At 40.5% G+C, this 23,836-nt stretch carries 17 protein-coding genes; 4 read left to right on the forward strand and 13 right to left on the reverse strand.

The genetic code is table 11. The annotated features are described in order from the left end of the window. Nucleotides 1-2: 2 nt before the first annotated feature. The 3 genes from AC0UMU_RS03775 to AC0UMU_RS03785 all read left to right on the forward strand — a co-directional run bounded on the left by AC0UMU_RS03775 (nt 3) and on the right by AC0UMU_RS03785 (nt 5,794). A complete protein-coding gene (locus AC0UMU_RS03775; RefSeq protein ID WP_278715215.1) occupies nt 3-1,424 on the forward strand; it encodes a RagB/SusD family nutrient uptake outer membrane protein in 1,422 nt (473 codons plus the stop codon). 46 nt (nt 1,425-1,470) lie between these two features. Then, nucleotides 1,471-2,562, forward strand: a complete 1,092-nt coding sequence (locus AC0UMU_RS03780; RefSeq protein ID WP_009318468.1) for a LamG domain-containing protein — start codon at nt 1,471-1,473, stop codon at nt 2,560-2,562. Nucleotides 2,563-2,665: 103 nt separating this feature from the next. Then, nucleotides 2,666-5,794 (forward strand): LamG-like jellyroll fold domain-containing protein, encoded by a 3,129-nt coding sequence (locus tag AC0UMU_RS03785; RefSeq protein WP_278715218.1) that lies wholly within the window; start codon nt 2,666-2,668, stop codon nt 5,792-5,794. A 62-nt stretch (nt 5,795-5,856) separates the two neighbouring features. Here AC0UMU_RS03785 and AC0UMU_RS03790 read toward each other — a convergent pair whose 3' ends face one another. The 9 genes from AC0UMU_RS03790 to AC0UMU_RS03830 form a co-directional block, all read right to left on the reverse strand. Next, nucleotides 5,857-7,284: a sialate O-acetylesterase gene (locus tag AC0UMU_RS03790; RefSeq protein WP_022600199.1), complete on the reverse strand. Its 1,428-nt coding sequence runs from the start codon at nt 7,282-7,284 to the stop codon at nt 5,857-5,859. A gap of 294 nt (nt 7,285-7,578) precedes the next feature. Then, nucleotides 7,579-11,253, reverse strand: coding sequence for a purple acid phosphatase family protein (locus AC0UMU_RS03795; RefSeq protein WP_278715220.1), 3,675 nt, complete (start codon nt 11,251-11,253; stop codon nt 7,579-7,581). Between the two features lie 149 nt (nt 11,254-11,402). Beyond that, nucleotides 11,403-11,783 (reverse strand): PaaI family thioesterase, encoded by a 381-nt coding sequence (locus AC0UMU_RS03800; protein ID WP_278715221.1) that lies wholly within the window; start codon nt 11,781-11,783, stop codon nt 11,403-11,405. 83 nt (nt 11,784-11,866) lie between these two features. Beyond that, nucleotides 11,867-13,345 (reverse strand): cysteine--tRNA ligase, encoded by a 1,479-nt coding sequence (gene cysS, locus AC0UMU_RS03805; protein WP_009318475.1) that lies wholly within the window; start codon nt 13,343-13,345, stop codon nt 11,867-11,869. An 80-nt stretch (nt 13,346-13,425) separates the two neighbouring features. Beyond that, the gene (locus AC0UMU_RS03810) at nt 13,426-13,899 is read right to left on the reverse strand and encodes a pyridoxamine 5'-phosphate oxidase family protein (RefSeq protein WP_278715222.1); all 474 of its coding nucleotides are present in this window, start codon (nt 13,897-13,899) and stop codon (nt 13,426-13,428) included. 84 nt (nt 13,900-13,983) lie between these two features. Further along, a complete protein-coding gene (locus AC0UMU_RS03815; RefSeq protein ID WP_031258205.1) occupies nt 13,984-14,289 on the reverse strand; it encodes a DUF3467 domain-containing protein in 306 nt (101 codons plus the stop codon). After that, nucleotides 14,283-14,948 carry a NigD1/NigD2 family lipoprotein gene (locus AC0UMU_RS03820; protein WP_278715225.1) on the reverse strand — a complete coding sequence of 222 codons (666 nt, stop codon included), beginning with the start codon at nt 14,946-14,948 and terminating at the stop codon, nt 14,283-14,285. Before AC0UMU_RS03820 ends, AC0UMU_RS03815 begins: the two co-directional genes overlap by 7 nt. After that, on the reverse strand, nt 14,945-15,625 hold the full coding sequence (locus AC0UMU_RS03825) for an ABC transporter ATP-binding protein (protein ID WP_022600211.1): 681 nt from the start codon (nt 15,623-15,625) through the stop codon (nt 14,945-14,947). Before AC0UMU_RS03825 ends, AC0UMU_RS03820 begins: the two co-directional genes overlap by 4 nt. Beyond that, complete coding sequence (locus AC0UMU_RS03830) at nt 15,622-16,341, reverse strand: tRNA threonylcarbamoyladenosine dehydratase (protein ID WP_009318480.1); 720 nt, start codon at nt 16,339-16,341, stop codon at nt 15,622-15,624. Before AC0UMU_RS03830 ends, AC0UMU_RS03825 begins: the two co-directional genes overlap by 4 nt. A gap of 267 nt (nt 16,342-16,608) precedes the next feature. Here AC0UMU_RS03830 and AC0UMU_RS03835 point away from each other — a divergent pair, with 267 nt between their 5' ends. Then, nucleotides 16,609-16,824 carry a hypothetical protein gene (locus AC0UMU_RS03835; RefSeq protein WP_022600213.1) on the forward strand — a complete coding sequence of 72 codons (216 nt, stop codon included), beginning with the start codon at nt 16,609-16,611 and terminating at the stop codon, nt 16,822-16,824. Between the two features lie 56 nt (nt 16,825-16,880). Here AC0UMU_RS03835 and gltA read toward each other — a convergent pair whose 3' ends face one another. From gltA to AC0UMU_RS03855, 4 genes are all read right to left on the reverse strand, one after another. Beyond that, nucleotides 16,881-18,356, reverse strand: a complete 1,476-nt coding sequence (gene gltA, locus AC0UMU_RS03840; protein WP_278715227.1) for an NADPH-dependent glutamate synthase — start codon at nt 18,354-18,356, stop codon at nt 16,881-16,883. Between the two features lie 10 nt (nt 18,357-18,366). After that, complete coding sequence (locus tag AC0UMU_RS03845) at nt 18,367-19,158, reverse strand: sulfide/dihydroorotate dehydrogenase-like FAD/NAD-binding protein (protein WP_022600216.1); 792 nt, start codon at nt 19,156-19,158, stop codon at nt 18,367-18,369. Nucleotides 19,159-19,566: 408 nt separating this feature from the next. Then, nucleotides 19,567-20,442: an outer membrane beta-barrel protein gene (locus AC0UMU_RS03850; protein ID WP_278715229.1), complete on the reverse strand. Its 876-nt coding sequence runs from the start codon at nt 20,440-20,442 to the stop codon at nt 19,567-19,569. Further along, on the reverse strand, nt 20,439-23,834 hold the full coding sequence (locus AC0UMU_RS03855; RefSeq protein ID WP_278715230.1) for a T9SS type A sorting domain-containing protein: 3,396 nt from the start codon (nt 23,832-23,834) through the stop codon (nt 20,439-20,441). Before AC0UMU_RS03855 ends, AC0UMU_RS03850 begins: the two co-directional genes overlap by 4 nt. Between the last annotated feature and the right edge of the window lie 2 nt (nt 23,835-23,836).

A 23,836-nucleotide genomic window follows, 5' to 3' on the forward strand; every position in this document is an offset into this window, starting at 1 on the left:
AGATGAAAAATATAATTATAGCGGCATTGGCAGTATGTACTTTTTCTGCCTGTGACGATTTTCTGGATGAGAAGTTAAAAGGAGATTTTAACTCTGATAATATTTTCTCGAATGCTACACAAGCCGAATTGGCTGTAAATGGTGTTTATAATGCGGCTACTTATTGCATAGATTTGTGGAAATTCGGAGATGTCGCATCTGATGACGCGGTAAAGGGTGGCAGCGATGGAGATCAGGCTGATCTTTCTTATATAGATGATTTTTCGGCAAATGCCGATAATGGTGTTCTTTCTGAATTTTGGCAGTCATCGTACGAAGTAATATCCCGTGCCAATAATGTAATTGCTTATGTCCCGAATATCGATATGGATGCGACTTTACGAGATCGATATGTTGCTGAGGCTAAATTTTTCAGAGCATTTGTATATTTCCATTTGGTGAATATTTATGGAGAAGTGCCGTTGAAGTTGCTTCCTCAAATCGATGATGCGTCTATTCATGTGGGGTTGAGTTCCGTATCTGCGATTTATAGTCAGATCGAAAAAGACCTTCGAGATGCATCAATTTTGCCGGTCTCTTATTCGACTTCGGATGCAGGACGGGTGACTCGGGGCGCAGCGTACGGATTATTGGCTAAAGCCCAACTTTATCAAAAAAAATATAGTGATGTTTTAACCACTATTCAATTGATCGAAAATTTGGATATTTATGATCTGGAACGTCCTTATTCCAATTTGTTCAAGTTAGGAGGTGAAGATAGCAAAGAGGTTCTGTTCGCTATTCGTTTTTTGAGCGGTCAGAATCCCGGATTGGGAAATTCTCTTAATCAGTGGTTAGCTCCGCAAAATGAATCGGGCTATTATTTCGATGCTCCGACCCAGAGTTATGTAGATGCGTTTGACGAAAAGCAAGTGAACGGAGAAGATGATCTTCGTTTGGACGCTTCGATCGGAAGAGATGGAAAGGATTGGTTTAATGGTGATGTTTTCAGTTCTTCATGGTCTCCTGCAACAGGTTATCTTGTAAAAAAACATAATCAGCCGTTGGATGAGGTCGGCAAAGGGACAAAAGGTGATGGAGGGTTGTCCTATATTTATTTGAGATATGCCGATATATTGCTCATGAAGGCCGAAGCTTTGAATGAAACACACCATCCTGATCTTGCGAAAATAGAGGTGGATAAGGTGCGTGATAGGGCCGGTCTGGCTGGGGTAAGTACAGTTACGGAATCGGCGATGCGTGAAGTAATCCGGAAAGAACGTCGTAAAGAGTTAGGTTTTGAATTTCACCGTTTTTTCGATTTGATGCGTTGGGGAAAAGATGTGGCGGAAGCGGCTTTGGGCTCTTCATTTAAATGGCAAGAACCTCGTTTTTATTTCCCGATTCCACAATCTGAAAAAGATGCAAATCTTGGGATAAAGTAACATAATCATAATATCCATTAATAACACAATTAAAATTTAAACGAACATGAGAAAATTTTTAAATTTCAGAATGATCGCTATCTTGATGGTAGCCTGTTTGACAACGCTTTTTTTGCCTTCTTGTGGAAATGACGATGAAGATAAGGACTCTACTCCTCTGGACTTGACAGAGATCAATGCATTGCTGAGCGAATGTGAATCTTTATTGAGTAGCGCGACTACGGATGATTATCCTGAAGCTGCCATTACTACATTTCAATCGAAAGTAAATGCAATTAAGAGTGCTGTAGCCGGAGATCTGACGCAAACGACGTTGAATAATCTGCTTGTTCAGTTGAAAGAAGCGAAAACTACTTTTGAACAAAGTGCGTATGACGCAATTCCTTTGGATAATTTATTAGCAGAATGGAGCTTTGATGAGGGAGAAGGTACAAGCCTTGTTTCTACCGGTGTGCAAGCATGGGTTGCTAAGATGAAAACCGGACCGAGTGAGATTTTCGGAACGAATACTCAAGTTCCTTCATTTGTTGACGGGGTTAAGGGAAAAGCCTTGAGTTTTGATAATGGAGCATGTCTTGAAGTTGACGATTTCAGTGAAACATCATTGCTCAGCAATACGCTCTCTATCTCGGTATGGATAAATCCGAAAGAAAGCAGAGCCGGAAATTATATCCTTTCTATGAATTACTGGGAAAACTGGAAATTGAATCTTCAGAATGAAGGTAAACCTTTCTTTACTGTTGCTACGACTGTTGCAGGTGTCGATGCAGATAATGAACATGTAGAGTCATTCCCGATAAATACGTGGACTCATTTGGTAGTTTCTATGGATTTGAATGCTCATACTTTATCTTTCTATGTAAACGGAGAGTTGACAAAAACTTGGGATGCCAGCGGAAAACCGGGTTTGGCAGGATCTCAGAAATCTGCTTATCTTCCTGCCTCAGGAGAAAAACTGCCGTTCTTGATCGGTTGCGCTACGACTTATGCCGAAGCTTCGACATGGGATTGGGTTACATTACCTATCGAACCTTCAGGATGGGATTATTTTGCCGGTTCTTTGGATGAGTTGAAGATTTATAATATCGCTCTTACCGAAGGTCAGGTTTCGAAATTGTATAATGACGAGAAAAAATAAGAATCATTGTTGATTTAGCCTAATCCCGGAGGGGACATCGGAAACGGACATAAGGTCTTCTTCTGTGTCTCCTCCTTTTATATTTATCTGACACACACGAAATATGATGAAAAAGGTATTTTACTTATTCTTTAGCTTGTTCTTTTATCCGAACATCGGCATATTTTGTTTTGCCGATCAGATTCCCGTTTCGAGAATCGAGAAGATGCCGAATCTACCGTCTCCTTATCAGATGAGGGATTGGAAATCGGTTGCAAAGGCTTATGATAAATTTGTTTTCGACAAAAATAAAACCGGTAGTTATTTACCTCTGATTGAGATTAAATCGCAAGGGAATAATTATCCCGGCTCTAAGCAGATACGTTTGGATACTTATGTCGGATCAAATAGTCATGGCAGTCAGGCAGAGGCGATTAACATATTGCCGGCTATTGTAGGCGCATCTTTGGTCGGTGTCGACAAATCTTCTGATAACGGAGAGAATTATGTATCTTATGCTAAAGATTTTTTTAACAAGAAAAATGAACAGAATGTTTATTTGAACGGATATTCTGCGACATCGGGAAAAGATTGGTGGTATGATCTCATGCCTAATGTATATTTTTATCAGCTTTATTCTCTTTATCCGGATGCCGATGCTGATTTTGAAACTCAATTTACTGAAGTTGCAGATCGTTGGTTAGAGGCTGTTTATAAATTGGGTGGTAGCTTGCAACCTTGGACTGTTCCGGATATGAATCACCGGGCATTTAATTTAGTTACCGGAAAGCCTTTGACAAGCGGTGCAAAAGAGCCTGAATCCGCCGGGACAATAGCCTGGTTGCTTTATCAGGCCTATACCCAGACTGGAGATAAGAAATATTTTGAGGGAGCACAGCTTGCACTTGAATTTTTGTGTGCGTTCGGAGAGAATCCTTCTTATGAGTTGCAGTTGCCTTATGGAACGTTGATTGCTGCGAGAATGAATGCAGAGCAGGATTGTTCTTATAATATAGACCGATTGATTAATTGGTGTTTCGATTGGGGGCGTACTCGCGGTTGGGGCGCTATTGTCGGTACATGGGGAGGATATGATGTCTCGGGACTTATCGGTGAAGCGAATGATAACGGAGATGATTATGCTTTTGTTATGAACGGTTTTCAGCAGGCGGCAGCTTTAGCTCCTGTTGCGAAATATGATAAACGTTATGCGCGTGCAATCGGGAAGTGGTTGTTGAATATCGCGAATGCAAGTCGCCTATTTTATAATAATGTACTCCCGGAAGATCATCAAGAACCGCAAAGTTATGCATGGTCTTCTGTTTATGATACCGAAAGTTGTATTCCTTATGAATCGATGAAAGAGGTTTGGAATAATAAATCTCCTTATGTGATGGGGGATGCTACCGGAGGTGGCTGGGCTGCTACGAATATATCTTTGTATAGCGGTTCTAGTGTCGGATATTTGGCGGCATTGATCGAGAAAACCAATGTCGAAGGTATCCTCCGGATCGATGTTAATAAAACCGATTTTTTCGGAAATGCGGTTTTCCCGGTTTATTTGTATTATAATCCTTATTCTGAGGATAAGACGGTAGAGTTGGAATTACCGTCAGGAGAATATGATTTGTATGATGCCATATCCGAGCGGAATGTGGTTTCTCGAATTTCGGGGACAGCTTCTTTTTCTGTTCCATCGGATGGGGTTTGCTTGTTGACTGTTATACCTTCCGGTACGGAACAAACAGTTTCCGGACATCGTTTGTTGGCAGGTAACCAAGTTATAGATTTTTATTATGGTTATGATTATTCTCGAAATTTAAGGCTAAAAGCAATAGTGGCAGATCAGGAAGTGACTGTACCGGGTAATACCGTTAAATTGAATGTGTATGCGGATAATATTCCGTTGGGAGCTTCTGTCGTATATCAATGGAGTGTAAATGGCGAACCTATTCAAAGTGAATGGACGGGATCTTATTTAAATTGGAATGTACCTTCGACTCTCGGCCTTTATACGATAAAGGCTGTCGGAAGTGCTCGTAATCAAACCATATCGGGAGAGGTAACTGTCGAGGTGTTGGAGAGTATGTATGATAAACCTTCATTGACAAGTATTGAAACAAGTTCGTCTATGCCTTTGTCTCCGGGAGAAACGATAGATGTTACTTCGGTATTGGCGGAGGAAACGCCGGGACTTACGGTTTCTTGGGAGTGCGACGGCGGTGATATAGAAAACCTTTCAGATTTTTCCAGTCGTTGGACATTACCTTCTGTCCCCGGAGTATATACGATAAGTTGCACTGCGAAAAATCGGTTCGGGGAGGATATGAAATCATTGGAAGTTTTGGTTAAGGAAGAAAAATCGGCAGTAAAGACACCTTTGATTTACTATCCTCTAAACGGTGACTGTTCTAACGCTGCAAGTCTCGGAATTTATGATGCAATACCTGAAGGTGGCTCGTTTGTTACGGATGTGTTGGGTCGTGAATCTTCGGCATATTCTCTGTCCTCGTCTTCATATTTATATACGGAAAATGATGAAGCCCTCGGGGTACAGGATAAAGTGACGATCGGTTTTTGGGTTTCTCCGGAAAATACGCCCGGGAGGGAACAATTTCTTGTTTCTCACGGTAGTTGGGAAGAACGCTATAAAATTTCACTTTCTCCCGATATGACCTTGAGGTGGACGGTAAATACTTCTGACGGGACGAAAGATCTGGATTATAAGATTCCTTTGGATCTGAATAAATTTTATCATATTACTGCCGTATATACGGGGTATTCTATGGAGTTGTATGTAAATGGGGAATTTTATTCGTTTATGAAACATTCCGGAAATATCGGAACTACGGATAAGGATATTACTTATGGTAGAAAAGATCGTACCGATACAGAATATACTTTTGCGGGAATATTGGATGAGATTCGTATTTATAATGATGAATTATCTCTGTCCGAGATAAGGGAACTTCCTGAGACTTGGGAACTATTACCATCATCGGTTGAGAATACTATTTCGGATTTGCAAATACAGATTTTGAAAGGCAGAGGAGTATTGCGTATCGATACTGGCGGAAGAATATTAAAAAATTTGGAGGTATTCAATATACAAGGTATGTCATTCCCATGCAAATGGCAAAAGGAGAGTGAATATTCTTATAGTATTTCGACAGAAAATTTGTCTTCAGGCATATATGTATTGAGATTGACAGATAAATCGGGAAAAAACTACAGATACAAGATTATTTTGTAAAAAAAGGAGCATTCCTTCACAGGAACGCTCCTTTCATATTATGTAGTGTGTGTTTGTGTTAGCTATTTTATTTCCCAGTTATCACTGCGGAAAGAGGATGCCGGAAGTCCGTAAACATCGAAAAGAGAGCCTACTACGAAATTTTTATAAGCGTAGCGGACTGCAACGGGATTAGGGACTTGCGGGCTGCTGACTCCTAAACGTCCGCTCTTGGCTTCGATAACCGCTTTTGCCGGGTAGAATATTTTATCCTCTCCGGCGATTTCGAAATCGGGCAGTTCAGTTTCGAGAGGAGCGACCCCTTTGGGGGCATTACTGAAATTGACATAAATCTTATTCCCTTTTATTTCGATAGATTTATATATAGGACCGGAATATCCGAAATTGTTTTTATTATAGGTCTTTGCTAAGGCCCAGTAAGCCAGTCTGTTTCCTACTTTTTCTTTTTCTGCCGGATGGATTTTGGTTTTTTCTCCTATATCTAAAGTTACAGCCATTCCCGAATTCGGAATTTCATTCATATTCCGGAGTTGAACTTCTCGTAATTTTGCAGAAGATGTTTTATCGACACCGTCATATTGGAACGGGGCTATTTGTACATAATAGAACGGGAAGTCTCCTAAGCCCCATTTTTGACGTAAGTCTTTTACAAATGCCGGCATTAAACGTCCGTATAGCTCTTCTTGTCCTCTATTGCTTTCACCTTGATACCAGATCATTCCTTTTATCGTATAGTTGATAACGGGAGAGATCATTGCGTTATACAATACTCCGGGCAACACTTGTTTAGGACCTACAGGTTTGTCATTAGTCAGATGAGAAATATCGACCTCGTCCTTGAATGGGGTGAGAGCTTCAATACTCATCCACGGTTCTACTTTCGATCCACCCCAATTCGAGATTATCAGTCCTATGGGGACATCGAGAACTTCATTTAAGTATTTTGCAAAGAAATAAGCCGTAGCACTGGCTCTGGCAACTCCTTCAGGTGTATGTTCTTCCCATCGGGTTTCACAATCGGATTGCGGAGTTTTTGCCGTAATACGGGGAATATTGCAGAACCGGATCGGAACTTCTTTTTTTGCTTTAATAAGAATATCCTGAATATTATTTACCGGTTGTCGGTCGAACCCTTGTACCGGCATTTCCATATTGGATTGTCCCGAACAAAACCATACTTCTCCGATGAGAATATTTTTTAATGTTGTTTTTTCTCCGTCATTAAATGTGATTTCGTAAGGGCCTCCGGCTACCGGAGTCGTTATTTGCTGTATCCATTTCCCGTCTTTCCCTGTCGTTGTGGAATAAGATCTTTTTGCCCAGGACGGCTTTATGTTTACTATGCTTCCGGGTTTCGCTTCTCCCCATAACTTGACTTGGGACTGTTGTTGCAACACCATATTGTCTGCTAAGACACCCGGTAGTTTTACTTTAGCGAAGAGTGTGGTTGAAATAAAAGCTAAAAAGGCGATAACCGCTATTTTTTTCATTTCTGTTATGTGTTATGTTTAGAAAAAAGTTAACGTGAACAAAGTAAAAGGAAGATCCTTAATATATACATTAAAATCTCCTTAAAAACAAACTAAAAAAATAGTAATATTCGTTTTTAATAACTTTATTCTTGAAAAAAGTACCGGAAGTTTATTTTATTGGGGAGTAAGATATAAAATGTTGCTTAAAATGAAATGACCCCTAAAAAGTCAAATGAAGAACTTTTCAGGAGTCATTTCGAGAATTTGTTTTGAAACTTTTTGGATCAGCAGATCTTTTAAGAAGCGAGGGGGTTATTTTACCCGAAGATTCTTAACTGTACATTTATTATTTCGTACGACACGCACTATTACTTGTGAGTCGGGAGTAACATTAATCCTATTTTCACCGTTTGTCAGTATCGTTTTGGCTAATAATGCCCCGTAAGGGGAGTAAATTTCGGCAATTCCGCCATCGGATACGATCACGACTTCTGCTGTTCCTCCTGCTATGACGACGTCATTATCGGTTTCGGCCGGACTGTCGATTGAAGAATTGATATCAGAATAATCGCTCCAGTTCAGATTATTGTCACGGTAACGGATTTTTGCTTTATAATTTCCTGTGGGAAGTTTTGCCGTGAAAGTGCTGAGATCGATTCCTTCGTTTAAATCGACTGGCAGGTATGATTTTTCTAAATCTATTTTCCCGTCGGTTTCAAAGTATCCGGTAACGCCGAATATATTTTCCCGGTGGATAATCGTGTCGATTACCATTTCCTGATTTGCCGTGTTGATTATTTGATATTCTGCGGACATCATATCCGTAGCAGGTGACGCTTCAAGAGAAAATATTCCGTCTGTAGCATTGTATTCTTGCTTGATCATTGTCGGCGTTGTCGGTACGGATGCATCGCATTTTGCACTCCATTGATCGATTATTTCCGCCGGATCATATTTGCGAATATACGTTGTTGATGAAGCCCCGTTGACCGGTCGGCGTTGAGAGACTCCGTAGTATGTCGTTTGATATGATTTTTCGACAGGATCTACTTCGGTAATAGCAAATCCGATGAACTCCGAATTCCGGTGTATTTCGGGATAATCTATGTTTGTGCTGTATTTCCCGAAATAGTCAGGATAAGAACCTCCGTTACCGTTCAGGAAAAGGGTTATACTTTTTCCGTTTTTGAGCTCAAGGATACCTCTTTCTACAGAATGAGTATGCCCGTACATATACATTTTTATTTTTGTAGAGTTTTCAAATACCGGGAACAGCCGTTCGGCTATTTCTTCACGGGTTGCAGTATTATCGGGTGCTGACCACATTTCATATCTGTGTCCGTGATGTCCAAAAATGAAGACCATGTCTATCGTGTTATCGCTTTCTGCAGTTGTCAGCTTATCTTTTAGCCATTTCAATTGTGCCTCGGTGTTCGTTTGATAAGTCTGATTGCTGTTATCTGTCGGACAAAGATACTGCCGGTTGGTATTCAGATAAATGTATAGGGCGTTTCCTATTTGTTGAGCATAATATTTCCCTTTTGCATCTCCTTCGGCATCGCTCAAATCGGTGAAATCCATGAAATCATAGAAATACGAATGTTCTGAGTCGTTTTTCTCAAAATCGTGATTACCTGCAGCGATATTCATGGGAAGAGCATTCGTAAGTTCTTTGTTCGGAGTAAAGAGCGATTCTACAAATTCATTTTCATATTGTCCGTAATTATAGATAATATCTCCGGTACATGTAATGAAATCGAAATGGTTTTGTAAATCTTCTCCGAATTCCTGTTTTAAGAATTTCAATGCAGCCTCCCGTACCGGTGTTACAGAGCTGGCTTCATGAGAGTCTCCGAATGAGAGGAAACGGATTTTCCGGCTTACGTTTTTATCCGGAAGTGTACGGAATTTGTAAACTTCAGAAATATTATCACCGATCCGGCAACGGTATTGGTATTCGGTATCAGGAGATAAGCCGGTCAGCCGAACGCCGGACCATTTCAAACTTCCTACGGATTTTGTCGTACCTGTTGCCGTGAGATTCAGATCGGTAGTCCCGTATTCTACGGTGGGTACTCCCTCTTCTCCATCGGCACTTCGCCAGTTGATCAAGATACTTTCGGTTGTTTTGCTTTGCAAATACGGCTCTGGTTGAAATATAATCACATCCGGAACGACACCTTTAAAACTTATATCGTCAAGATAATAAGTGACGGCTTCGTTTTGTACCGATCCCCCTGATGCACAATTGGGACGAATGCTTATACGGCAAGTAGATAGGTCGGTTGTTTTAATATCTGACATATCGACTTTTATTTCGTAACGAGTCCATTCGGTTGCGGTTGTTTGTGATGATGTGAGAATATCTTTTGTATTGTTGTTTATAGAAAAATCTACCCGGAAAGGGATTCCTGCTTTTGACGCTTTCATCCACATGACAAAAGTATATTCTGCTGAAGCAAGGTTTTGGACCTCTTGGGCAAGAAAGAACCGGTATCGCGCATCTATGTTTGTCAAATCGATTTTCAATGCTTGACTTCCTCCATGAATTTCTTCGGTCGTAATAGTTCCTGTTCCAGTAGAACTGCCTTTAATGACAAGCCCCCAAGTGTTCACTAAATTAGATCCCCACGGATCTGTTCCCATAACAATACTTGAATTAGGATCTCCGATTTCGAAATCTCCATTGGTGATGAACTCTTTTTGCTCTCCTTCATCGGGTTTTTCTTCTTCAGAGGAGGCCGATGTGAAGCTGATGTCATCGATATAGTAAGTAACGGCTTCGTTTTTTACCGATCCACTTGAGGTACAATTGGGTCGGATGCGTATACGGAGGGTAGAAAGATCTTCTGATGTTTTATCCGAGAGATCGACTTTTATTTCATAATGAGTCCATTCGGCTGCAGTCGTTTGTGCAGATTTAACGACATCTATATTGTCATCGTCAATAGAAAAATCTACTCTGAACGGTATATCCGCTTTTGATGCTTTCATCCATAAGGCGAACGTATATTCTCCCGGAGTAAGATTTTGAAGCTCTTGAGTGAGGAAGAAATGATAACGTGCAGAGATATTGGTCAATTCTACTTTTAGTGCTTGATTTCCATCATGAACATCTTCGGTCGTGACGGTCCCTGTTCCTGTAGACTTGTCTTTAATGACAAGAGCCCATTTCCCAACAAAGTCGCCCCATTTGTCAGTTCCTGTAACGATACTCGTGTTGGGCTCTCCGGTTTCGAAGTTTCCGTTAATAATAAAGTCTTTTACATTCCCCTCTTCCGGTTCGGTACCTTTTTCATACAGGCGAACATCATCGATAAGTATAGAAGATTCAAGAGATTTGTTATTTTCGTCATACTCTGTTCTGTTTCCGAATACGACTCCTGATTTTTGAAAATCGCCGTCGCTGTAATGTGTATCGGAGGCTTGGTGTTGCGTCGGGTCTATTGTAACGGTGTATTCTTCCCAGTTTGAGGATAGTGTTACCCAGTTACTGCCAGATACTTCATAACCTCCGCCTACAGACATCCCCGCGAAGACCGGATAGTTTCCGACTAAATTTTTTGCTTTAAATTTTAGAACATACTGTTTGGTACGATCTATTGTGACATATTGAATAGCGGTATTGTTGTCCCATGTGTCCAGTTTGGTCGTTGTACTGCCGGCAGAGATACTCAGATTCAGCGCTTTTTCACCTTCTGCATAATCATCGGTAACTATTTTTCCGTGATTGTATCCGCTATTTGCCGATTTACGATACCAAGAACCTGGTACGACTGTTTCCGCCTCCATTACCGGATTATTGGTTTCCGTATTGCTGCCTAATTTGCCTAAGGCTGAAATTCGGGGCAGTTCACCGGTCGATTTGTTGTTTGCATAATCGTAGGTTTTTGTGTTTTCGAATCCTCCGTCTTGTAATAAGTTTTGCGCAGACGCAGGTAACAGTGTAGTGAGCAGGAATATTCCTGCGAGGAGAGATTTTTTCATTGTTATTGTGTTTTGGTTTTGGATTCAAGTAATTTTGAATGACCAAAGTAATATAATATTCTCCTCGCAATCAGGAATGTATCAGCTCAATATGTCCTGTAATTTATTTTATGGAACTATTCTCATATTTTTGAAACACTTCTGTAATATTATTTTCTATAACATATTCCGTCACATACAGCAATAAGTCGGCCGTTTTCGGTAGAGATATTCGCTTTATAGTGACAGATCGTTTTATGCAACAAAATCTCTTGGGCTTCTGCGATCAGGGTTTCTCCGATCGTGGCGCTTTCAAGAAATCGAATGTCTGACTGTATAGAGAAAGCCAGACGGCCGTTAGCGTTGGCGGCGGCGGCAATTGTCAGATCCGCTAAAGTAAACAGTGCTCCTCCCTGAACGACGTTTCCTGCATTCAGATGGTGTTCGTTTATTTTTAGTTTGGCTTTTGCATACCCGGGACGAACCTCAGAAAGTGTGATCCCTGCTTCTGTTGCGAAACGGTCGTTTTTAAAAAATTCGATATAATCCATAATATTTTCTTTTATAGATATAGAAAAGGAGCTTTCCGCCATATTATTTATGCAGAAAACTCCCTATGTTTTTGTAATGATTACTATTTATTTAATTTCCATTCAGCACCGTCTTTGGTGTCTTTGATTTCAAATCCGATTTCAGAGAGTTTATTGCGGATAAAGTCTGCTGTTTGCCAATCTTTATGATTCTTTGCTTCTTGGCGTACATCAAGCAATAGATCGACAGCTTTTTCGTAAGCTTCGTTAGAAGCATTGCCCGTTGTGCTATTTTCTACTTTTAATCCTAATATATCGAACATGAATGTTTGAAATATCTCTTTTAGTTCCTCTAAATCGGTTTCATTTATAGAGGCTTTGCCGGAAAGGATTGTGTTGATAATGCGAACAGCATCGAATAAATATGAGATGACGATCGGGGAGCTCAAGTCATCGTTCATTGCTTCGTAACATTTTTCCCGAAGATTTTTAATATCTACGGTAGAGTCTGTTCCTGGAATGATCTTATTGAGATTTTCCCAGCCTTCACTAAGCCGTTGATATGCTTTTTCTGCGGCGATGAGGGCATCGTTGCTGAAATCAAGCGTACTGCGGTAATGTGCTTGCAAGATAAAGAACCGTATCGTCATAGGACTGAATGGTTGAGATAACAGTTTATGATCTCCGGTGAAGAATTGGTCTAATGTAATGAAATTACCTAAGGATTTCCCCATTTTCTGTCCGTTGATCGTAATCATGTTGTTATGCATCCAATAATGTACGGTCTCTTTTCCTTGTGCCGCTACAGACTGAGCGATTTCGCATTCGTGATGTGGAAAGAGCAGATCCATGCCTCCTCCGTGAATGTCGAATTCCTCTCCTAAATATTTTGTTCCCATTGCAGAACATTCGAGATGCCAGCCGGGAAAACCGTCACTCCATGGAGAAGGCCACCGCATGATATGTTCGGGTGAGGCTTTTTTCCAAAGAGCGAAATCGACGCTGTTGCGTTTTTCTTGCTGTCCGTCAAGAGCCCGTGTCGTATTGAGCAGTTCATCGATATTGCGTCCGGAGAGTTTTCCGTAGTGATAGTCTTTATTATACTTTTCGACATCGAAGTAAACCGATCCGTCGCTAATGTATGCGTATCCTGCATCCAATATTTTTTTTATATATTCGATTTGTTCTATAATATGACCTGAAGCATGGGGCTCTATGCTGGGAGGAAGAACATTCAAGGCTTCCATTGCTTTGTGGTATCGGTTGAGGTAGTATTGCACTACTTCCATTGGCTCTAATTGCTCGAGCCGCGCTTTTTTTGCAATTTTATCTTCTCCTTCGTCCGCATCGTTTTCGAGGTGTCCTACGTCTGTAATGTTGCGTACATAACGGACTTTATATCCGAGATGTTTCAGATAACGGAAAAGCAGATCGAACGTAATTGCCGGACGAGCATGCCCGAGATGTCCGTCCCCGTAAACCGTAGGTCCGCAGACATACATACCTACATACGGAGAATTGAGCGGAATAAATAGTTCTTTTTTTCTGCTGAGCGTGTTGTAAATATTGAGTTTATGTTCCATGTTTTTATTTAATTACACATTACAAAGGTAATGATTTGATAGAAATTAGGACAATCGGGGTGCGGATTTCGTTCTATTATTTATCTTTTTGCTGAGTTCCCGAAAGATTTACAAAATATTTGTTCCGGTTTTATTTCCCAAATGCAGATATTATTCACTGCCGGGGCATTATATTTGAATTCTCGATTGGTATAATGTCGCATTATAATGTTTAGACAGCGGATTTTTTCATCGTAATCGGTTATAAATTTGACTTTTCCTTCGCATACGATACTCTCGGCAGCCATGCTGTAACTACAAGCTACTTCAGGGTGTTGGAATACTAATTTGGTATTTCCGTGGAGAGATAGACTTATTCGGTTATCATTACGAATGAGTTTCGTTTTTTTTCCTTCAGGTCCTGAGTGTAAATAAAAAATTCCGTTTTCATACCCGAAATTCATCGGGATAATATATGGAGCACCCTCAGGATTGTTTATTCCTATAAAGCAGGTTTGTGCACTTTTGATAATTTCTTCTATTTTTTCGAAGTCATTGATAGTGTATGTTTTCATAATTCGAGGGAAACTTTTATTTTAAATGATTAAAAATCTTCTAAAATCTGTTTAATTTGTCTCGGATAGAAATTTATACGGGCTCTAAGCTTCACCTCCGGGGGTCATGAACGGAGGAATATTGTTTTCCGGTTCGGTAATCCGGATATTGCCGAATTGCTTCTCATATTTTATAATATTCTCTTGTAATGCGAACATCAGTCGCTTTGCGTGTTCGGGAGTAAGTACAATTCGTGATTTTACAGGGGCTTTAGGAATTCCCGGCATGATGCGGATAAAATCGACCACAAATTCAGAAGAAGAGTGGGAGATAACGGCGAGATTAGAGTATATACCTTCTGCAACTTCGGCACTGAGTTCTATTTGTAATTGGTTCTTTTCGTTCATAATGTTTGTGTATTAAATATAAAATATTGTTGTTTTAGATTACTCACGTTTGCATTGACTTTTATGGCTTTTGCTTCCGGAATCTTGTCTTGTATTTTTTGCAGAGAAAAGGCGGCATAACCTTTGCTTAAATAGCCCGGATTATCGCTGTCTGCTTTGTGCCGTAATTCAAGAAAAATCGTATCCGGCGAAACTTGGTTTTCTTGAATATAAAATAAAGCGAACTGGTGTTTGTCATTATTTTGTTCTATTTTATAGCGGAGGTTTAAATATCCGCCTCCGGGCCAAAGCGAGATGATATATATCGGGTCATTACCGAATGATTCGGTTTGTTCTTTTTGTGAAACGAACGTTATATCCCCTTCTGGAATGAAGGTCATCGATTGTATCTTTGCCGATAGTTCTGTTTGAGAAATTTGTTCTCCGGGTATATATCTCAATAGGATTCTTTTTCCGGTAACGAGATATTTGTTATCTGCGTCGTTTGCTGTTTCGGAGAGCAAGATGATCCCGTCATCTCTAAGAAACCGTATTCCTTCTTCTGGAGACAAGACTGTTACGAAATCCATTCGAAAATTTCCATAATCGTATCGGACATCGTCATTACAGGCGCTGAGAATTACAATTATTAAAAATAGTATAAATTGAAATGATTGTTTCATAAGACTTCGTTTATGTTCTCTTCCGGAGTAATTATCTGGCCGTCTTTCATGTGTATTACCCGATCTGTGATTAGGGCTAAAGATTCGTCGTGCGTAACAATAACAAATGTTTGTCCCATTTCGTTTCTCAGGTCAAAGAAGAGTTTGTGTAACTCTTCTTTATTTTGGGTGTCGAGACTGCCTGACGGTTCGTCTGCTAAAATAACATCCGGTTGGTTTATTAATGCACGGGCAACAGCCACTCTTTGTTTTTCTCCTCCGGATAATTGAGCAGGTTTGTGTTCCATCCTATCCGATAGGTTTAAATAGTCCAGTATCTCTTTTGCACGTTTACGGGCGACCGAAGATTTTTCTTTTCGGATTAATGCCGGAATCATAACATTTTCGATGGCTGTAAATTCCGGGAGTAATTGGTGAAACTGAAATACAAAACCGATGTGATTATTTCGGAAAACGGACAACTCTTTCTTTTTTAATTTCCCGGTCTGCACTTCTCCGATGTGTATTTCTCCCGAGTCGGGTTTATCCAGAGTTCCTATGATTTGCAATAGTGTTGTTTTACCTGCTCCGCTCGGGCCTACGATAGAAACGATCTCACCTTTGCCGATATGGGCATTGATCCCTTTCAATACTTCGAGAGATCCGTAACTTTTATGTATATTTATAATATCGATCATTTTTGTGAAAGTTTGCGTATGACATAGGCAGCTAAATAACATCCGAAGATTGCCGGCAGGTAAGAAATTGTCCCGACTGTCGATTTTTTGTTTCGCTCTTCATCTGTTCGTATGATCGCATTGCGGTCGGGTTGTTCCGAAGAGAACACGACTTTGATACCTTTGCTTATGCCTGCATCTTTTAACCTTTTCCTTACAGCTTTGGCTAAAGCGCAATGGTATGTTTCCGAAATATCTGCGTATGCAATGCGTGTAGGATCGATGCGACCGCCTGCACCCATAGAAGATATGACCTTTATTTTTCGTTTCAGGCAACCTGTCAATAGTGCGATTTTGGGGCTGATAGTATCGATTGCGTCGATTACATAATCATATTTTGCTTCATCGAGTAGTATTTCGGTTTGGACTTCGTCCATATATAACTGCTTTATATGTATGTTGAGTCGGGGATTGATATCCAATAGTCGCTGTGCGAGAATTTGGGTTTTGGGTTTGCCGACCGTGCTATGCATTGCAATTAACTGGCGGTTGATATTCGTCGGGTTTACGTTATCTCCGTCGATGATGGTAATCTCTTGAACTCCGGCTCTACAGATCATCTCGGCGGCATACGCACCGACTCCTCCTACACCGACGATAAGAACGTGGGAATTTTGTAGTGCGGATAGTGTGTCTTTTCCTAAAAGCTGTTCGGTTCGAGATAGCCATTCTTCCATGTGTTCTCTATTTTAATCTTACGAAGATACATTTTTTTTCTGATGTATAAATAGGGGAACAGGGAATATTTAGACAGATAGAATGAGTTGGAATCTGGAACGGTTGAAAACGTTTTTTTTAGTTAAAATGATTATTGATATAGTTTTTTTAGTTATTGCTTGTATTTTATAGTTATTCCGAAGTTGCGTGACAGCGCTTTTTATATTTTGTTAAAGAGAAAAACGGCTTTCGGTTTCTATATTTGTACAGTCAAATTTTAATATTATATGATGATGAAAAAAGGTTTAGTATTAGCTTTTATGGCCGTATCGATGATGATCGGTGGTAATGCGATTGCACAAAATAAAAAAGAATGTCCTAAGTCAAAAACCGAATGTCCGCAGAGAAAGGGAGATTGCCCAAACAAAAATTGTCCAAAGGAAAAATGCGACAATCCGAAACCTTGCTGCGAAAAAAACAGAGATTGTCCTAATAGAAAATAAAACCGTATTGGTATAAGAAAGAAACAGGCTGCCTTATTTCAGGCAGCCTGTTGTGTTTATGCTTGGGATTTGATGTATTCGTCCATTGCGGTTGCTGCTCGCCGTCCGTCTCCCATTGCCAGAATTACGGTTGCTCCTCCCCGAACGATATCTCCTCCTGCAAAAAGATCGGGAATGTCGGATTGCATAGTTTCCTGATTTACGACAATCGTACCCCATTTACTGACTTCCAATCCTTTTATAGAATTTGGGATAAGAGGGTTAGGAGATACCCCTACACTGACAACGACTTCATCTATATCGATGAGGTCGGTTGCTCCGGGAATAGGAACGGGACTTCTTCTTCCGGAAGCATCCGGTTCTCCTAATTCCATTTTTTGAAGACGCATTTGTTTGACATGTCCGGTTTGGTCTCCGATATATTCTATGGGATTATGGAGGGTCAAAAATTCGACGCCTTCTTGTTTGGCATGTTTTATTTCTTCTATACGAGCCGGCATCTCCTCTTCAGAACGTCGATAGACGATCATTGCTCGATCTGCCCCTAACCGACGTGCCGTGCGGACGGAATCCATCGCAGTATTTCCTCCGCCTATAATAGCGACTCGTTTACCTTTTATGACCGGAGTGTCCGAATCGGAACTGGCGGCATCCATGAGATTGACACGAGTTAGGTATTCATTGCTGGACATCACACCTATGAGATTTTCTCCCGGTATGTTCATGAAACGGGGCAATCCCGCACCGCTGGCTACGAATATGCCTTTAAATCCCATTTCATGCAGGTCTTCATAAGTCAGAGTTTTTCCGATGATACAGTCGGCCATGAATTCCACACCCATTTTACGAAGGTTGTCGATTTCGACATCGACGATTTTATTCGGTAATCGGAATTCGGGAATTCCGTATTTTAATACTCCTCCGATTTCGTGGAGTGCTTCGAATACGGTCACAGAATATCCTTTTTTTATCATATCTCCGGCAAAAGAAAGTCCGGCAGGTCCTGATCCGACTACTGCAATTTTAATACCGTTTCGTGAAGTTATCTCGGGAATGGACATTTGCCCGCTTTCTCGTTCATAATCTGCAGCAAATCGTTCGAGATATCCTATTGCAACAGCCTCTTTGTGGAGTTTTTGCGTGTAAAAACATTTAGATTCACATTGTTTTTCTTGTGGGCATACCCGACCGCATACGGCAGGTAATGCACTGGTTTCTTTCAGAGTTTTTGCGGCTTCGAGAAATTCTCCTCGTTCGATATTTTTGATGAATTTCGGGATGTTGATTCCTACCGGACAGCCTGTAATGCATAAAGGATCTGGACAGTCGAGGCATCTGCAAGCTTCTGTAAGAGCTTGTTCCTTCGTAAGACCTTGGTTTACTTCTTCGGTGTTGGTGATTCGGTAAGCCGGGTCGAGTTCGTTCATGTGTACCCGGGGAATATCGATACGATCTTTGTTTTTTTTGTTCCGACGTAATTCTTCCCGCCAGCTTTCAGCTCTTTGAGCTGCCATATATTCTTTATTGTTCATAGTTTCAATATTATTCTATTCCTTTGTAAGAAGAAAGTCGCATCATCATTTCGTCAAAATCTACTTGGTGTGCGTCAAATTCAGGCCCGTCAACACAGACAAATTTTGTTTTGCCTCCCACTGTTATCCGGCATGCTCCACACATACCTGTCCCATCGACCATGATCGTGTTTAGAGAGGCTACCGTCGGTATATCGTATTTTTTTGTCAATAGAGAAACGAACTTCATCATGATTGCCGGTCCTATAGTTACACAGAGATCGACCTTTTCACGATTGATAATCTCTTCTACTCCGTTTGTTATCAATCCTTTTTTCCCATAAGAACCGTCATCGGTCATGATTACGACTTCATCCGAATTGGCTCTCATCTGTTCTTCCAAAATAATGAGTTCTTTTGTCCTTGCCGCTAAAACCGTAATGACTTTGTTTCCGGCTTTTTTAAAAGCTTCTACAATGGGGAGTAAGGGGGCGACTCCGACACCTCCGCCACAGCATATAACTGTTCCTACTTTTTCAATGTGTGTAGCTTGTCCCAAAGGTCCGACTACATCCGTAATATAGTCGCCTTCTTTCAACGCACATAGTTTTTGGGAAGAGCGGCCTACTGCTTGTACTACTAATGTGATAGTACCTTTGGCGACATCGGCGGATGCAATGGTTAACGGGATGCGTTCTCCTTTTTCTCCGACTCTCACGATTACAAAATGTCCGGCTTTTCGGGCTTTGGCTATAAGAGGAGCTTCAACAACAAGTTTTACTACTTTTTCTGAAAAATGCTCTTTGCTGATGATTTTGTTCATTGGTCGTATTTAATGATGAATTTGATCGTATTGAAATATGTGTTGATAATTACATGTACAAATTTAGGGTAAATTTCTCTTTTCTAATAATAAGAGCCTACCTAAATTTTCCGATAAGAAATATATATTCAGACTTTTTGAATCTCTTTTTGATCTTTTTATTTGTCGGATAATCCTCATGCTCAAAAAATCTTAAAACAGATCCTGAACAGAGTTTAATCGGATTTTAGAACCTGCTTAAATTTTATTTGAGTAAAGTTTGAAAGTTTCTTTTAAGGATATTTTTCTGTTTTTATGAGGAAAATAACGGACTATCTGACGAGTGAAAACAGGAAAAAACAGGAGAAAACCGTAAAGATGGCTTGATGGTATTTTTTATTGTAAAATTTGTTGTTTCTAATCTTGTTATCATAAAGAAATTGCCCATCGGACAGTAACTCCTATCGACATGAGATGTACGGGAGAAGAGAGTAGAGCTTTAGGACTTTTCCCGTTTTGACGAGAGCTTTCCCAGATTGGATTCCCGGTTATTGTACCGTCTTCGGAATATTGAAGGAACGGTTTTTCGTTTGCAGTGTCATAGATTTTTCGGACGCCATATTCTCCGTAAATACCTGCATATATGTTCTGGTGTGCTCCGAGATGCCATTTCCATCCTATTTCTGCAAATGGAGAAAGCGAGTATTTTAACTTTAAGTCCGATTTGTTCCGGGCTGCCGGATAGTTTCCGAATCCATGATTCGTAAGGTCTGTGTATTCTATATCTTCATAGGGGAAATACGCCGAAGTTTTTAATGCGGAATATCGATTATTGCGGGTTGCTGTTATTGGTATCCCTATTTTTATACCGGCTTTTGCGTATATTCCCGAATGGTTGTCGGATTGTAACTGGAAAAATATGGGAATATTCAGATAGAGGGCTTTTTGCTCTTCTCGAAAATTGGTATAGGTAAATCTGAAATCGAATGTATTTTGTTCAGAACTTCCGTCCGGTATTGAATTGGAAAGTACGGTATAATTATCAGAGTATCGGTCAATGTTGACTTTTGATCGGTATAGAGATAATTCGGTACCTGTACCGATTCCCCAGAGATCGGTTATCTTTAATAAATAACCGAGATTGAGAGATGCTCCTCCTTGAGGTTTGAATTTCCCTTCAGATACAGAATAATGTAATGCCGATATTCCGCCTGATATTCCGACCGAAATTTCATTACGCCCCGGTTGTGCCGACGAGGTTATGAAAATAAAGCAGAAGATCATGGCAAGATATGTTTTTCTCATGGGATACATATTACTTTTATTTCTCGGGATATGCCTTCCTGTGTTGTTATTTTAACGATATAGCTTCCGGGAGTGTCGGATAGTGTAAATTTTACCGAGTTGCCGATTGCCGAAAAGGTTTTGGTTTTTCCGGAAAGATCGGTGATTGTTATTTCGACTTTATTATTTTCTTTTTGCGAATCGATATATAATTTGATTTTTTCTCCTGCTTTTATCGGATTTGGATAGAGACGTATTTCGTCACCTGTGATTTGTATTTGTTTTTCACAGCTTGAGAGAGAAACGCCTTCGTCCGTAGTTACCAAAATGTGGTATTTGTCAGAACTTTGATGGTCGTCGGGTAATTTGATATAGGGTATTCCTGAACTTAAATAGTGATTATTCCGATACCAGACAAAGTCGGTAAAATGTAATCCGTTATTGTTTTCCGGATTATTGATAACGGAAAGGACATCATTCCATCGTAATAAAAGTATGTTGTTTGGTAATTTAAACAAATTGACAGAAAATTCTTGCGTGTTTTCTTTGCTTTCTGAAATTATGGTTACCGGCTGATTGAATTTGCCTCCTTCCTCGACATTTATTTCTGCTGTTCCGGATATTCGGTCTCCCATTATTATCGTAGCTCCGGGATGGGCTTCGATCTCGATCCGGGCCGAGTTTATATCGCAATCGAGAGGTATATTTAAAGTATTTTCTTGAGAAATTTCTACATCTTCACCGTTGACTTTCAACGAACGTATTCGTGCTTCGAAACTTTCTGTTTTCAGAAAAAAAGTTTCGAGATCACTCAGGGCACTGACTCCATCGGGATAGATCGCTTCAATGGTATAGGTATAGTTGTTGCCTTGGGATAATTCTTTGTCTGTTATTATCGTGTCGGTCGTTAATTCCGGAGTGATATTCGTGCCATCTCTGTATATACGAAAGTCGGGACGGTTAAACCGGATAGGAATAGAAGAACATGTTTTCGTATTTGTTTTTTGTAATAGTGCAGACCGGGGTACGGTTTGCCATTGTATTTGCGAATTTTCATCTGAGTTTTTATTCTTGACAGACCGTTTTTTTATTTCTTGTTGAGGAGGGACAACATTGCTTTGCTTTAGGGAAGAGATTCCGACTTGCAAGAAAAAGTTGTGGTCTTTATCGCTGTGTTGAGTCAGGGTTTTCCAGTTTTGCCCATCGGTAGAGTATATGTTCCCCTTTTGTGTTATAGGAACAGCGTTGTCTGTCGCAGCCGGACTATTCGTATATGATTCTGCGTATATAGAAACGGTCAAAGCTGCATCTTTTTTGATAGTGACCGGCTTGAGCAGTTTTACTTCTATTATTTGATCTTTATCTGTCGGATCGATTTTTTGCTGGTAGGAGAAGTTCCCTTGATCGATATGAAGACTGTAAGTTGCTCCTTCAACTGAAAGGAATGTGACGGATTCCAGTGTGTACCCGTCTATTTCTTGTAAGTCGTCGGTAGTCCAGCGTTGTCCGAAATAGAATGGTATTTGCTGATTGTCTTTATCTCTTAATTGCATTCTGTAAAAGTCGGTTGCATTTCCCCAAAATATTTTTTGTCGGGATATCGGCATTTGCCACTCTATTTGCAGTTCGGTTTCGTCAGTTCGTTTTATTGAAATATTTTTTGGAGGAAGTATGTCATATACATATATAGTTGCCGTATTTCCTGGGTCGGAAGCTTTGTTGTCTGCATATATTGCAGTGACGTCATAGTGATGTATGCCTACAGGCAATGCTGTTTCTGAGAAACTTGTCGAGGTCGTTGTACCTATTTCGGTACTGTTTCGGTATATCTTGTAGCGGACAGGTTGCTCGTCTCCTTTGGGTGCTTCCCAATTTACGATAGACCTTTTTTCTTCAGATGACCATTTGGCAGAGACTTGTTCGGGTACTGCTTTAGGAGGGAATGCGTAACGTCCGTCAAGGTACTCGACTCCCGATCCGATAGGATCTAGATATTTGTCGATTCTTTGATCATCGGCTGTTCCGCATTGATCCCAGAAAAGAGCTAATTTCCCGAATAGATTCCGTCCTTCTTTACGGTCGGTACAATTTGCATTTCCTCCGGTCAGAAATCCTGTTATGCGTTTGTTCTGATCGAATAACGGAGCGCCGGATGATCCGCCTTCTGTCACACCATGTCCGTTGGCAGTACTCTTGAATATAACGTTCCAGTGTCCGTCCTGCAACCCTTGCGTCGATCCGGATTTCCAAGTGTCCGATACTGCCGGTTGGTCATAAGTCGATATTTTTTTTACATCGCCTTGCGGGTGATGTATGCAGACTCCCGATTGAGGAGCTATATTCCGGCGATCCCATCCGTTATAGTATGCGTTCAGATTGTCTGGTATTTTCCCTTTTAATAATAGCAACGCTCCGTCAACACCATTTTCCAAAGGAACTCCGGCAATGTATGTGCATCCGATCATCGATACCGGAGATGTGGGGGTATTGCTCCCGCATGTCGTATTTTCATATCGGAAAAAGAATTGGGCCTGAGACAGATCGGACGCAGAGGCTTGTTCTTTAGATGAAAGCAGGCAGTGGAATGCTGTCAATAAATAAGGTTTGAGGTCTTCTTTTGTATTGTTAAGGATAGACCCGGTACATAAGAAACTGCTGGTACCTATCGGTATAATCATTTTGACGACACCGTTCTTATGATCTTGCCATTGTTCCCCTTCTTCACAGTTGATGTCAACCATACAGCTGCCAGATAGACTTTCATTGTAAGAGTCTTTAATGCTTAAATAGTTGTACCCGTATCCTATTTCTTCGATTTCGATTTCCGGATTTTGAGGGAATTCATCACTCTTAGGGGCAACATATTCGAGGATTATATCGTCTCCGGCAACGAATTCGGTTGCAAACTTCCCTTTTCCGGGGTGAGTTTTGTGTGTATAAGCTCCCAATATATGAGTATGTGCAGAGTTATATATGAATAGCTTGCTTCCGATCGGGAGATTGAATTTTTTATAATAAAGAGAGATTGCCTTGGCTTTATTTGCCATGATCCGGAGTTGCCAGATGCGTTCTCCTCCCGGAAGAGTACTCCATGCTCCGGAATTTTCAGGAGAAAAAGAGGCCGGGAGCAATACTGCCACACGAGGAGGTAAGAATTCCTCTTTCATGCGTTCATCATCTGCCTTTAGATCATCGAGTGAAAAAGGGATATATATGTTTTTGATTCCATTTTTTTTGTTTTGAAGGCTTCTTGTCTTTTGGGATGCAGGATACATGAAACTGGGCGGAGTACCTCCCTCGCTTATTTGTGCGTATGAAGAAAAAACGGTTGCAGAAAATAGGATGATTGTGACCCATAAAAAATATAATGTTTTATGGGTCGACAGGGTATAATATTTCTTGTTTTGCGACATCT

This window comes from Coprobacter fastidiosus, assembly GCF_982245605.1.